This window comes from Synechococcus sp. CB0205 (assembly GCF_000179255.1).
Lineage (GTDB): Bacteria > Cyanobacteriota > Cyanobacteriia > PCC-6307 > Cyanobiaceae > Vulcanococcus.
The window spans coordinates 25,464-36,970 of record NZ_ADXM01000008.1 but is presented as its reverse complement, the minus strand read 5'-3'; the positions used below and the strand labels follow the sequence as shown (position 1 = coordinate 36,970).

13 protein-coding genes are annotated in these 11,507 nt (G+C 67.5%); 10 read left to right on the top strand and 3 right to left on the bottom strand.

Features of this window, described 5'->3' with window-relative positions; all coding sequences use genetic code 11:
* The first annotated feature begins 57 nt into the window (after positions 1-57).
* The 3 genes from sufC to CB0205_RS0100500 are packed head-to-tail and all read left to right on the top strand — an operon-like array spanning position 58 to position 3,367.
* Positions 58-855, top strand: coding sequence for a Fe-S cluster assembly ATPase SufC (gene sufC, locus CB0205_RS0100510; protein WP_029625992.1), 798 nt, complete (start codon positions 58-60; stop codon positions 853-855).
* Positions 855-2,093 (top strand): Fe-S cluster assembly protein SufD, encoded by a 1,239-nt coding sequence (gene sufD, locus CB0205_RS0100505; RefSeq protein ID WP_010313043.1) that lies wholly within the window; start codon positions 855-857, stop codon positions 2,091-2,093. Before sufC ends, sufD begins: the two co-directional genes overlap by 1 nt.
* Positions 2,090-3,367 (top strand): SufS family cysteine desulfurase, encoded by a 1,278-nt coding sequence (locus CB0205_RS0100500; RefSeq protein ID WP_010313042.1) that lies wholly within the window; start codon positions 2,090-2,092, stop codon positions 3,365-3,367. The genes sufD and CB0205_RS0100500 overlap by 4 nt, the downstream gene beginning before the upstream one ends.
* Here the strand turns inward: CB0205_RS0100500 and CB0205_RS0100495 are convergent.
* Positions 3,364-4,056 (bottom strand): class I SAM-dependent methyltransferase, encoded by a 693-nt coding sequence (locus tag CB0205_RS0100495; RefSeq protein WP_010313040.1) that lies wholly within the window; start codon positions 4,054-4,056, stop codon positions 3,364-3,366. The genes CB0205_RS0100500 and CB0205_RS0100495 overlap by 4 nt on opposite strands.
* Here CB0205_RS0100495 and CB0205_RS0100490 point away from each other — a divergent pair.
* Genes CB0205_RS0100490 through CB0205_RS0100480 form a run of 3 tightly spaced genes read left to right on the top strand, consistent with a single transcriptional unit; the run spans position 4,055 to position 6,400 of the window.
* A complete protein-coding gene (locus CB0205_RS0100490) occupies positions 4,055-4,600 on the top strand; it encodes a DUF1543 domain-containing protein (protein ID WP_010313038.1) in 546 nt (181 codons plus the stop codon). The genes CB0205_RS0100495 and CB0205_RS0100490 overlap by 2 nt on opposite strands.
* 41 nt (positions 4,601-4,641) lie before the next feature.
* Positions 4,642-5,730 (top strand): S-methyl-5-thioribose-1-phosphate isomerase, encoded by a 1,089-nt coding sequence (mtnA, locus tag CB0205_RS0100485; protein WP_010313036.1) that lies wholly within the window; start codon positions 4,642-4,644, stop codon positions 5,728-5,730.
* Positions 5,723-6,400 (top strand): class II aldolase/adducin family protein, encoded by a 678-nt coding sequence (locus tag CB0205_RS0100480; RefSeq protein ID WP_010313034.1) that lies wholly within the window; start codon positions 5,723-5,725, stop codon positions 6,398-6,400. Before mtnA ends, CB0205_RS0100480 begins: the two co-directional genes overlap by 8 nt.
* Here CB0205_RS0100480 and CB0205_RS0100475 read toward each other — a convergent pair.
* Both CB0205_RS0100475 and CB0205_RS0100470 read right to left on the bottom strand, forming a co-directional pair.
* Positions 6,370-7,755: a sodium/glutamate symporter gene (locus CB0205_RS0100475; protein ID WP_010313031.1), complete on the bottom strand. Its 1,386-nt coding sequence runs from the start codon at positions 7,753-7,755 to the stop codon at positions 6,370-6,372. The genes CB0205_RS0100480 and CB0205_RS0100475 overlap by 31 nt on opposite strands.
* Complete coding sequence (locus CB0205_RS0100470; protein WP_010313029.1) at positions 7,755-9,659, bottom strand: prolyl oligopeptidase family serine peptidase; 1,905 nt, start codon at positions 9,657-9,659, stop codon at positions 7,755-7,757. Before CB0205_RS0100470 ends, CB0205_RS0100475 begins: the two co-directional genes overlap by 1 nt.
* A 59-nt stretch (positions 9,660-9,718) precedes the next feature.
* Here CB0205_RS0100470 and def point away from each other — a divergent pair, with 59 nt between their 5' ends.
* From def to rpsU, 4 genes are read left to right on the top strand one after another with little or no spacing between them, the layout of a single operon-like run.
* A complete protein-coding gene (def, locus tag CB0205_RS0100465) occupies positions 9,719-10,321 on the top strand; it encodes a peptide deformylase (protein ID WP_010313028.1) in 603 nt (200 codons plus the stop codon).
* A 9-nt stretch (positions 10,322-10,330) separates the two neighbouring features.
* The gene (locus CB0205_RS0100460; RefSeq protein WP_010313026.1) at positions 10,331-10,528 is read left to right on the top strand and encodes a hypothetical protein; all 198 of its coding nucleotides are present in this window, start codon (positions 10,331-10,333) and stop codon (positions 10,526-10,528) included.
* Between the two features lie 59 nt (positions 10,529-10,587).
* On the top strand, positions 10,588-11,205 hold the full coding sequence (locus CB0205_RS0100455) for a DUF3747 domain-containing protein (RefSeq protein WP_010313024.1): 618 nt from the start codon (positions 10,588-10,590) through the stop codon (positions 11,203-11,205).
* Between the two features lie 48 nt (positions 11,206-11,253).
* On the top strand, positions 11,254-11,424 hold the full coding sequence (rpsU, locus tag CB0205_RS0100450) for a 30S ribosomal protein S21 (RefSeq protein ID WP_010304532.1): 171 nt from the start codon (positions 11,254-11,256) through the stop codon (positions 11,422-11,424).
* Positions 11,425-11,507: the final 83 nt, after the last annotated feature.

The window sequence follows — 11,507 nt, the reverse complement described above, 5'->3', positions numbered from 1 at the left end:
CCACTGCTGACCCCGGCCCGATGCGGGCCCTTTGTTTCCCTTTCGTCTCCCTTCCCCGTGATTCGCCCTGACGCTCCAGTGCTGCTTGAGATCCGGGATCTCCACGCTCGAGTCGAGGACAAGGAGATCCTCAAGGGCGTCAACCTGACCATCCGTGCCGGCGAGATCCATGCGGTGATGGGCCGCAATGGCAGCGGTAAGAGCACCCTCTCCAAGGTCCTGGCTGGTCATCCCGCTTACACCGTCACCGGCGGCAGCGTGACCTACCGCGGCGAGAACCTGCTGGAACTGGATCCCGAGCAACGGGCCCGCACGGGCGTGTTCCTGGGCTTCCAGTACCCGGTGGAAATTCCGGGGGTGAGCAACCTGGAGTTCCTGCGGGTGGCCACCAACGCGCGCCGCGCCCAGAAGGGTGAGGAGGAGCTCGACACCTTCGCGTTTGAAGACCTCGTTCGTGAGCGTCTGCAGGTGGTCCAGATGGATCCCGCCTTCCTTGATCGCTCGGTGAACGAAGGCTTCAGCGGCGGCGAGAAAAAGCGCAACGAGATCCTCCAGATGGCCCTTCTGGATCCCCTGGTGGCGATTCTCGATGAGACCGACTCCGGCCTGGACATCGACGCCCTGCGGATCGTGGCTGGCGGCGTCAATCAGCTGGCGAGCCCCGACAACGCGACCCTGCTGATCACCCACTACCAGCGCTTGCTCGACGCCATCACCCCGGACTATGTCCACGTGATGGCGGCCGGGCGGATGCTGCGCACCGGCGGCAAAGAACTGGCCCTGGAGCTTGAAGAGCGGGGCTACGACTGGGTGGACCAGGAGCTGGCCGCCTTGGCTGCCGCGGAGGTGGCCTGATGACCGCCAGCCTCAGCGCCCCCACCCAACGGGCAGCTTGGCTGGAGCAATGGCTCTCCCAGCTCCCTGCCGCCTCGGGTGCCCTGGCGGCTGTGCAGCAGCGCGGTCGCGCTGCCCTGGCCCAGCAGGGTGTTCCCTCCTCGCGTAGTGAGGATTGGCGCTTCACCGACCTGAGCCTGCTGCAGGCGCTTCCCTTGGCGGCGGCTCAGCCTGCCCAGCCCACCCTCGCCGCCGGCGGGTCCGTGCTGCGCTTGCAGCTCGATGGCCAAAGCGATCCCCTGGCGGGGGTGACCCTGCCCGCAGGGCTTGAGGTCCTCAGCGAGGCGGAACTGGCCCAAGGGTTGGGCCACACCCTGGCGGCCACGGCTTGTCAGCAGCACTGGCCGGTGGAACTCAATCAGGCCAGCGCCACGCAGGTCCTGGCCCTTCGGGTCAAGAGCCGAGCCTCGGCGGCGCTGGAGCTGGTCAGCGCTAGCTCCGGGGGCATGCTTCCCCTGCGGATCCTGCTGGTGCTGGAGGAGAAAGCCCAGCTGGATCTCTCCCAGCTGATCGAGGCCCGGGCCGCGGGTCTGGTCAGCCTGGTGATCGAGGCCCACCTGGCCCGCAGCGCCCAGCTGCGCCATGGCCTGGTGGCTTTTGGCCAAAGCGATGCTGCCCTGTTCAGTCACATCGCCGTTGAGCAAGAGCCGGAAAGCCAGGCTGCCCTCAGCAACGTCGCTGCGGGTTGGGGACTAGCCCGGCACGAGCCGCGGTTGGTGCAGGTCCAGGGTCAGGCCCACTCGCTCCTGCGCGGTCTGCAGTTGGTGGGCGGTCAGCAGATCGCTGACACCCACAGCTTTGTCCAGTTCTCTGGCCCCGAAGGGGAGCTCGATCAGGTCCACAAGGCGGTGGCCGCAGGCCAGGGCCGCAGCGTCTTTAACGGCGCTGTGCGTGTGCCCCGGGAAGCCCAGCAGACCAACGCGGCGCAGTTGAGCCGCAACCTGCTGCTCTCGGATCGGGCCCGGATCGATACCAAACCCGAGCTTGAGATCGTCGCCGATGACGTCAAGTGCGCCCATGGCGCCACGGTCAGCAGCCTGCAAACCGATGAGCTCTTCTATCTCCAGAGCCGCGGCATTGGCGCGGAGCAGGCCGCCGGCCTGCTGAAGCGCGCCTTCTGCGAAGAGGTCCTGCGCGCCCTGCCGGAGCCCGCGCGCCAGTGGTGCCCCCTGGATCAGCTGGAGCTGGAATCGGCATGAGCAGCTCCTCCAGCCTGATGAGCGTTCCTGCTGTTGATTTGGCCGCCCAGACGCGGCAGGACTTCCCCCTGCTGGCCCAGACGGCCTGCTTGGGGCAGCCGTTGATCTATCTCGATCACGCCGCCACCAGCCAGAAGCCCCATCAGGTCCTGGATGCCCTGCGGCACTACTACGACCACGACAACGCCAACGTTCACCGGGGCGCGCACCAGCTCAGTGCCCGCGCCACCGAGGGCTTTGAGGGGGCTCGGGCCAAGGCTGCGGCCTTCATCGGCGCCTCCAGTCCCAACGAAATCGTCTTCACCCGCAACGCGAGTGAGGCGATCAACCTGGTCGCCCGCAGTTGGGGTGAAGCCAACCTGCGCCCGGGCGATGAGGTGCTGCTGACGGTGATGGAGCACCACAGCAACCTGGTGCCCTGGCAACTGCTGGCGGATCGCACCGGCTGCGTCCTGCGCCATGCCGGCCTGAGCGAGAGCGGTGAGCTCGACCTGGAGGACCTGCGCAGCAAGATCACCGACCGCACACGGCTGGTGAGCCTGGTGCAGGTCAGCAACACCCTGGGCTGCCTCAATCCGATCAGCCAGGTGGCGGCCCTGGCCCATGCCGCCGGTGCCCTGGTGCTGGTGGATGCCTGCCAGAGCCTTCCCCACCTGCCGGTCAACGTCAAGGAGCTGGACGCCGACTTTTTGGTGGGCAGCTCCCACAAGCTCTGCGGTCCCACGGGGATGGGATTCCTCTGGGGCAGGGAGGCCCTGCTGGAAGCCATGCCTCCCTTCCTCGGCGGCGGCGAGATGATTCAGGACGTCTACCTGGACCACAGCAGCTGGGCTGGGCTACCCCACAAATTTGAGGCCGGCACCCCCGCCATCGGTGAGGCGATCGGTATGGGCGCGGCCCTGGACTACCTCCAGGCCCTGGGTCTCGATCGCATCCATGCCTGGGAGCAGCAGCTCACGGCCCATCTGTTTGAACGCCTGCAGGGCATCGATGGCCTGACGGTTCTTGGCCCCACGCCGGAGCAGCAGCCGGATCGGGCGGCCCTGGCGGCCTTCCATGTCGAGGGTGTCCACGCCAACGACATCGCTGCCCTGTTGGATTCCGCTGGCATCTGCATCCGCAGCGGCCACCACTGCACCCAGCCCCTGCATCGCCACTACGGCCTTAGTGCCTCAGCGCGGGCCAGCCTGAGCTTCACCACGACGATCCAGGAGATCGATCGCTTCGCGGAGGAACTGCAGGGAACCATCAGCTTCCTGCGCGAGCACAGCTAGGCGGGGCTGAGGACGGCCATGGCCTCGGCCCCATGGCGTCCCTCCCAGGCCCACTGCCAGCTCCAGCCCGCCTCCTGGGCGATCCCTTCAATGACGCCGCGCTCGGCGGGGTAATCAAAGCGCTGGATGTGGGTGAGCACCGCCTGGCGTTGTTCGGCGCCAAGGGCGCTCCAGCCCTGCACCCGCCCCCCGCAGCGGGCCAGATAGGCCTCTCGGCTTTCCCCGGATTGGCGGAAGACATCAACCCAGATCAAGCGGCCCCCCGGGGTGATGCGTCTGCGGCATCCCTTTAGCCAGTTGGCCTTGTCCTGGTCCTGCTGGAGGTGATGCACCGCATAGCTGCTGTGGATCACCTCCACCGCCTCGGCCTGCGGCGCGTTGGCCCAGCTCAGCAGATCCTCCGCCAGCCAGGAGCGGGGGAAGGGGGCCTGGCTTAAGGCGGCTTGCGCCAGGGGCAGAACCTCGGCGCAGAGGTCCAGCCCCGTGTAGTGCCCCAGGGGCAAGTTCTGCAGCAGCGGTGCCAGCAAGCCAAGATCGCCGCAGCCCAAATCCACCAGGTTGGGGGCCTTGGCCGTTGCACACACCTGGCGCAGCACCTGCCCGCAGGCCAGGCTCATGGCCTGGTGCTCCATCAGGTCGTGATCCAACACGGCCCGGTAGGTGGCCCACTGCCGCTGAAACAGGTCCATGACGCCGCCATCCCCCAGCGCCCCAACCCTATTTCTGGTGGTCCTGGGTGGACGCACCGCCAGCAGCCTGATCGAGTTGCATGACGTCCGCTTTGTTGCGGGCCGCTCCATCGACGACACCATTCCGGAGCTCAAGCGGCAGTGGTTCGGGAGGCGTGAGGGTCTGCACCTGGATGCCTACATGGCGGTGCAAGCGATCGATGGCTGGGCGGTGAGCCTCGCGCGAGAGCCCGCCGCGCCCCGGCCCGAGCGGCTCTGGTTTGTCAACCTGGGCGCCTACCGCCCGGACTCCCTGGCGGAACTGCACCAGTTCGGCCTGGTGGTGGCCCGCTCCCCGCAGGCGGCCAAGGCCGCGGCGAAACGCCAGTGGCTCCACGGCGCGCTGCAGCAACACAAGGACGACCTCTGCGCCGTGGACGACTGCCTGGCCCTCGAGCAGCTGGAGTTGCTCGGCGGCCAGCGTTGGCATGTCCAGCTCTCCCCCGATCCTGAGGGGACCAGCCAGCTCCAGGTGCCCGATTGGCAGGGCTATCGCCCGATCTGAGCGGGGCCGCAGGGGATGATCGGTGCAGTCAATCGGTACCCATGAAGATCGACGGCCAGGCCTGGCGCACCATCTGGCTGGAGCCGGGTGGCCGCTCGATCGGGGTCATCGATCAGATCCAATTGCCGCATCAGTTCACCACCCGCACCCTGCGCAGCTGCGATGAAGCGGCCGAGGCCATCCGCACGATGGTCGTGCGCGGTGCCCCCCTGATCGGTGTCACAGGGGCCTACGGCCTGATGCTCGCCCTGCAGGTCGACCCCAGCGATGCCTCCCTGGCGGCGGCCTTTGATCAGCTCAATGCCACCCGCCCGACGGCGGTCAACCTGCGCTGGGCTCTCGAGCGCGTTCGTGATCGGGTGGCGCCGCTGCCCCCGGCTGAGCGGGCCGAGGCGGCCCAGGTTGAGGCCGGCGCCATCGCCGATGAGGACGTAGCCATGTGCGAGGCCATCGGCGAGCACGGCCTGGCGCTCTTCCAGGAGCTGGCGGCCGCTCGGCCCGGTCAGACCCTCAATGTGCTGACCCACTGCAATGCCGGTTGGTTGGCCACGGTGGATTGGGGCACGGCCCTGGCGCCGATCTACAAGGCCCACCGCGCTGGCCTGGACATTCATGTCTGGGTGGATGAGACCCGCCCCCGCAACCAGGGCGCCTCGCTCACGGCCTATGAGCTCGGCCGCGAAGGGGTGCCCCACACCGTCATCGTCGACAACGCCGGCGGCCACCTGATGCAGCACGGCCAGGTGGATGCCGTGATCGTCGGCACCGACCGCACGACCCGCCGCGGCGACGTCTGCAACAAGATCGGCACCTACCTCAAGGCCCTGGCGGCGCGGGACAACAACATCCCCTTCTATGTGGCCCTGCCGGCCTCGACGATCGACTGGTCCATCGATGACGGCGTCGCCGAGATCCCAATCGAGGCTCGCAGCCCCGAGGAAGTCACCCACATTCAGGGCCGCAGCCCCGAGGGGGCGATCACCACGGTTCAGCTCAGCCCTGATGGCAGCCCGGGCTTCAACCCCGCCTTTGATGTCACCCCAGCGCGTCTGGTCACGGCGCTGATCACCGAGCGGGGTGTGGTCGCCGCCAGCGCCGCCGGCCTCCAGGAGCTCTACGGCGATGTCTGATCTGGATCTGCGCGAGCAACTGGTCGACTGCGCCCGGCGCATGCAGGCCAGCGGCATCAACCAGGGCACCTCCGGCAACCTCTCGGTGCGCATCGCCGGCGGGATGCTGATCACCCCCAGCTCCCTGCCCTATGAGCAGATGCAGCCCAGTGACCTGGTGGCGCTGGATCTCAAAGGGGAGCCCCTGTTCATCCCGGCCGATGGCCGCCCCCAACGGCGGCCCTCCTCGGAGTGGCGGCTGCACGCCGATGTCCTGGCGAGTCGGCCGGAGGTGCAGGCGGTGCTGCACTGCCATTCGATCCACGCCACAGCCCTGGCCTGCCATGGCCGTGACATCCCCCCCTTCCACTACATGACTGCGGTGGCCGGTGGCCATGACATCCGCTGCGCCCCCTACGCCACCTTTGGCACCCAGGAGCTCTCCGATGGGGTCGTTCAGGCCCTCGAGGGACGGCTGGCTTGCCTGATGGCCCAGCACGGTCAGGTGGCGTTGGGCCCCACCCTCGACAAGGCACTGGCCCTGGCGGTGGAGGTGGAGACCCTGGCGCGGATCTACCTGCAGGCCCTGGCCCTCGGCGAACCACCTCTGCTGAGTGGGGAGCAGATGGAGCAGGTGCGCCACCAGTTCCGCACCCTGCTCTACCGGGCCTCCTCGAGCTCGGGCAGCTGAGCGATCCAGAGCCCCGCGGCCCCGGCCACCAGCATCACCGCTGCGCAGACCAGGGTCCAGACCGGTAGTCCCCAGCCGGCCACGGCCAGGGGGGCCACCACCGTGATCACCCCACCGGAGAGCAGGGGCTGCAGCAGCAGTTGCTTGAGCGAAAAGGCCGGCAGGGCGTCGCTGTGATTCTCCGGATCCGCCATCCGCAGCAGCAGCAGGCCTGAGGCGGCGACGCCGGTGGCCTGGCCAAATTCCACCAGGGCCCGCTCAAACCAGTCCTTGGGCAGCAGCTTCGGCGCGAGCCAGAGGCAGATCAGCAGATTCCAGCTCAAGCCAGCTCCCGCCAGCAGGGTGATCGGTAGCCAGTTGGCCTGGAGTAACTGCAGGTTCAACCCCGCGGTGGCTGAGGCAATCAGTAGATCCGCCGCCAGGGTGCTCACTTCGCTCTGGATCGGGGCGGAGGCCAACTGGCTGCGCTCGCTGCGCTCCAGCAGCCACCGCACCAGCAGCGACCCCAGGATCGCCAGCGGGAACACCGGCAGGGCCTGGCCCACCGTGGCGACGCCGCCTCCGATCCAGCCTGTTCCCAGCCGCAGCAGCAGTTGCAGCAGCCAGCCGATGGCCACGGCGATGCCCACCAGGCCCAGGTTGCAGAGCCAATCCGCCCAGGGATTGCTCGGGCCCTCGGCCCCGCTCACCGCCGCTGGAGCGACCTGAATTGCTTCCGGCGCCAGGTCCGCCACCAGCCATCCCCGTGCCCGCCCGAGCACCACCACCAGTCCCCCCACCAGGGTCGAGGACAGCAGGCCAACGGTGGCCAGGGCCAGGCCCAGGTCCTGGCCGCTCTCAAACCCCAGGGCCGCATAGCTCGCCCCCATGGCTGCAGCGGAGCCATGCCCCCCCTCAAAGGCCACCTCGATCAGGCAGGCCATCACCGGGCTGAAGCCCAGCAGGGGCTGCAGCACTAGCAGTACCGCCAGCCCGGCCACCACGTACTGACCGAAGGCCAGAACCAGTGCCAGGGAGACATGGCCGCCCACGGGCTTCAGCACCCCTGAGAGCTTGGGCAGCGGCTTGCCCAGCATCAAGGAGCCGAAGACCAAGGTGAGCAGCACCAGGGGCAGTTGGGCCCAGAGCTCCATCAGGTGCTCGGGCAGCAGCGGGAAGGGCCCCTTGGGGGCGACCAGTAGCCCCAAGACGCCCGCGACCAAGGCCTCGGGAATGCCCCAGAGCTGCAGCTGTAGCCGCCGGCCAATGGCTCGGCCCGTCGCCAGGATTCCCGCCAGAACACCCCCCGCCAGGACGAGCCAGCTGATCCCATCGACGAGATCAGCGCTCCAGAGTCCCGGCAGAAGCTCAGCCATTACAGGGCGAAGTGCGTGCGGAAGAAGGCCTCCGTCGCCTCCAGGACCTCAATTTGGGTGCTGCCCTTGCGGAAGCCGTGGCCCTCTTCCGTGAACAGGCGCACCTCCACCGGGATGCCTTTGTTGCGCAGGGCCTCGGCCATCCGCTCGGTTTGCTCCGGGGGGACCACCACGTCCTCGAGGCCCTGGAAGAAGATCACCGGGCAGCTCATCCGTTCGGCATGGTTCAAGGGTGAGCGGGCGGCGTAGAGCGCGCGTTGCTCGGGCCACGGGCCCACCAGGCCATCGAGGTAGCGGGCCTCAAAGCGGTGGGTGTCCTCCGCCAGGGCACTCAGGTCGGCCACGCCGTAGCGGCTGGCACCGGCAGAGAAGCAGTCGCTGAAACAGAGGGCCGCCAGGGTGGTGAAGCCCCCGGCGCTGCCCCCTTCGATCGCCACCCGTTTGGGGTGGGCCTGCCCCTGCTTGATCAGGGCCTGGGCCGCAGCGGCGCAGTCCGCCACATCCACGACGCCCCACTGGCCGTTGAGTCGTTCGCGGTAGGCCCGGCCAAAGCCGGTGGAACCGCCGTAGTTCACATCCACCACCCCCCAACCGCGGCTGGTCCAGAACTGAATGGCCAGGTTCAGGCCCGTGCGGGCCATGGCGGTCGGGCCGCTGTGGCTCTTCACCAGCAGGGGCGCCTCGCTGTGGCCACCGCCGGTTGGCGGGTAGTACCAGGCCTGGGTGGCCTGGCCGCCGTGGCCGTCAAACCACAGCTCTTGGGGCTGGCTGATGGCCTCCTGGGCAATCGGGCAGGGGGCCGCTGGTTGATGCCGCCAGCTCCCGGTCTTCAGGTTGAACTCCAGCAGGCCCGAGGGGTGGGTGGGGCTGCTGGCGATGCAGGCCAGTTGGCCCGCCTCTGCGCAGAGCCCCGCCAGATCACTGCAGGGTTGCTCGAGCGGCCGCCAGCTTTGGTCCTTGAGCTCTCCGAGCTCCCAGCGGCCCTGCCGGCAGGCGAGGGCCAGCAGGCGCTCACCATCCCAGGCATGGGTGCTCATGCCAAAGACCCACTGGGGCATGGCGAATTCGGCCTGCTCGTGCAGCAGGGGCTGCCAACGGGGCGTCTCCAGCGCGTCCTGCTCGGCTGCGGACCAGCGCTCGAGGTTCCAGAAGCCGCTGCGGTCATTGGCCACCACCAGGCCGCGTCCGGCCCAGATCGGCTGAAAGACCGAGATGGCCTCCGCGTCCTCAGGAGCGCTGCCAGCGACGCGACGGCCGGGGCCCAGCTGGCCGGAGGCCTGAATGTCCGCCAGCCAGAGGCTGCTGCAGTCCCAGGGCATGGCCGGCTGCTGCCACTCCACCCAGGCCAGCCGCGCTCCATTGGGGCTCAGGGCGGGATAGCCGCAGAAGTCCGCGGCCTGATGGAGCTCGACCAGCTCCCCGCCGGCCAGGGGTAGCGCCACCAGGTGGTCTTGACCGTCGCGCTCCAGAACGCCAATCCAGCGGTCCCGCTGCCGGTCGATCAGGCCGCCACCGAGGGCCCCCTCAAAACGCTTGCCCTGGGGTGTGAGCAGTCGCTGCGGTTCGGCCCCTGGTTGATCGAGATCCAGGCGCCAGAGGCAGCGGTCGGCGTCATGGACGAACACGGCTACGGCCTCTCCATTGGCCCGCCGGCCGATGGCGCAGGGGCCGCCGCCGTACTCATGGACGCGGCAGCGCAGGTTCCAATCCCCCGGGGTGCATTCACGGGGCTCCTGCCCCTGGGCTGCTCGCCCCATCAAGGTGGTGCGCCCCTGTTCGTGGGGACGCTGCTCGAGCCAATAGAGCGCCCCATCCAGCAGCACGGGCTCTTTCAGGCTTGGGGTTTTCCCCAGCACCACCTCGGCGGAGAGGGGAGTGAGCGTGGCTGGTGGGGACAGGCTCAACGGAACAGGCCGATTAGGCCTCCTAGAATCGCTGTTCGCAACGCCGTTGAGGACAGGTCTTGGCCAATAGCTTCGCCAAGTTGGCGCGCTCGGCTGAGCTCTCGGGACGCCTGCAGGTGTCTAAGGAGCCCATCGAGAACCCTCCCTACGACATCCACAAGCTGGGTGATGAGGTTTTGCGCGAGCCGGCGCGACGCATCGGCAAGGTGGATGACGCGGTGCGGAAGCTGGCCACCGACATGCTCGTCAGCATGTACGCCGCCAAAGGAATCGGTCTGGCCGCTCCCCAGATCGGCGTGAATCAGCAGTTGCTGGTGATTGACCTGGAGTTGGAGGATCCCAGCAGCCCTCCTTTGGTCTTGATCAACCCGGAGATCACCTCCGTCGGCGGGGGGCTCTGCACCTATGAAGAGGGTTGCTTGAGCATCCCTGGGGTCTATCTGGATGTGGTGCGCCCCAGCGTGGTGGATGTCAGCTACCGCGATGCCTTTGGCCGTCCCAAGCGGATGAAGGCCGATGGCCTGATGGCCCGCTGCATCCAGCACGAGATGGATCACCTCAACGGCGTGCTCTTCGTCGATCGGGTCACCGACGAGGAGAAGCTCGTCGAGGGCCTCAATGAAAAGGGCTTTAATCGCTCCGACGTTCACACCATCGCCTGAGCCTTCGAGATGCCGATGAAACCCCTGGCGGGACTGTTTCTCGCCCTGGCTTGCGTGCTGGGTATTGCAGCCACTGGCTCGGTCTTCGAGTTGGCCTACGGCGACCCTGAGCTGGGGGTCAAGACCACCGGCACGATCTTGGGCCTGGCCCTGCCAGGAACGCTGATCAGCCTCCTGGTGGCGATCCGGATCAATAAGCCGGCCTGAGGGACTGGCGCCGCTGGCGATCACTTTTACGATCAGCCCCTGGCAACCCAAGCGACTCTGTGTTTTCTCTGGTCCGATCCCTGGCTGCCCTGCTTCCGCTTGCCGGCCTGATGGCTGGCGGCGTGCAGGCCAAAGCGTTGTTTGACGCTGTGGAGGTGGACCAGACCAAGTTCGTCATCGTCGCGGCTCCGATCGGCACCGGCGAACGGGCTCAGCTGAACATCTACGAACAGCGCAAGGACACCCGTCCCTGTTTTGCCCTGGCCGAGGAAGGGCCGGTCAAGGTCGATCCCCTGCTCTCCAGTTTTGACTTCACGGGGATCTGCAGCCGTTACATCGACGGCAATGGCTATTCCCTGCGGGTTGGGGAGGAGGACCTCGCCAGCACCTACCGCATCAGTGTTGTGCGCGAGAAGGGGGACAACGTGCTGATGGCGTTCCCCTCCAAGCCGAGTGCGGGGCCAGAGATGGTGATTGCCCGCAGCGGCGGCCATAGCCAAAACACCGACTACCTGCTGCTCCAGCCCGAGCCGGGCTGGAAGTTGATGCGGCGCCAGTTCGGTGGACGCAACCTGGGGCACGTGTACATCTACCGGGACAGCTGGCCTGCGGCGGAGCAGCCCGCGACCACCGGTGATCAACCAGCGCCTGAGGCTCCTGTCCCAGGGCTCTGGTGAAGAGCACTTGCTACCATCTTCAAACTGCAAAATTCCTAGATCGGTTTTATGACCCAGGTCACCGTCGGCGAGAACGAGGGCATTGAGTCGGCACTGCGCCGCTTCAAGCGCCAGGTCTCCAAGGCCGGGATCTTCGCCGATCTCAAGCGCCTGCGTCACCACGAGACCCCCGTCGAGAAGTACAAGCGCAAAGCCCAACAGCGCCGCCGCCGCCGCTGAGCCTCGGCTTCAGCCCAAGCGTCCCTGCGGGAATCGGTAGAAACACCGATTCCCGCTTTTTTCATGGCTACCAATGATGGAGA

Bases quoted from the DNA above. Each gene is read 5' to 3' on its own strand.
- sufD (WP_010313043.1), top strand. From the start codon at position 855: ATGACCGCCAGCCTCAGCGCCCCCACCCAACGGGCAGCTTGGCTGGAG.
- CB0205_RS0100500 (WP_010313042.1), top strand. From the start codon at position 2,090: ATGAGCAGCTCCTCCAGCCTGATGAGCGTTCCTGCTGTTGATTTGGCC.
- CB0205_RS0100490 (WP_010313038.1), top strand. From the start codon at position 4,055: ATGACGCCGCCATCCCCCAGCGCCCCAACCCTATTTCTGGTGGTCCTG.
- CB0205_RS0100495 (WP_010313040.1), bottom strand. From the start codon at position 4,056: ATGGACCTGTTTCAGCGGCAGTGGGCCACCTACCGGGCCGTGTTGGAT.
- mtnA (WP_010313036.1), top strand. From the start codon at position 4,642: ATGAAGATCGACGGCCAGGCCTGGCGCACCATCTGGCTGGAGCCGGGT.
- CB0205_RS0100480 (WP_010313034.1), top strand. From the start codon at position 5,723: ATGTCTGATCTGGATCTGCGCGAGCAACTGGTCGACTGCGCCCGGCGC.
- CB0205_RS0100475 (WP_010313031.1), bottom strand. From the start codon at position 7,755: ATGGCTGAGCTTCTGCCGGGACTCTGGAGCGCTGATCTCGTCGATGGG.
- CB0205_RS0100460 (WP_010313026.1), top strand. From the start codon at position 10,331: ATGCCGATGAAACCCCTGGCGGGACTGTTTCTCGCCCTGGCTTGCGTG.
- rpsU (WP_010304532.1), top strand. From the start codon at position 11,254: ATGACCCAGGTCACCGTCGGCGAGAACGAGGGCATTGAGTCGGCACTG.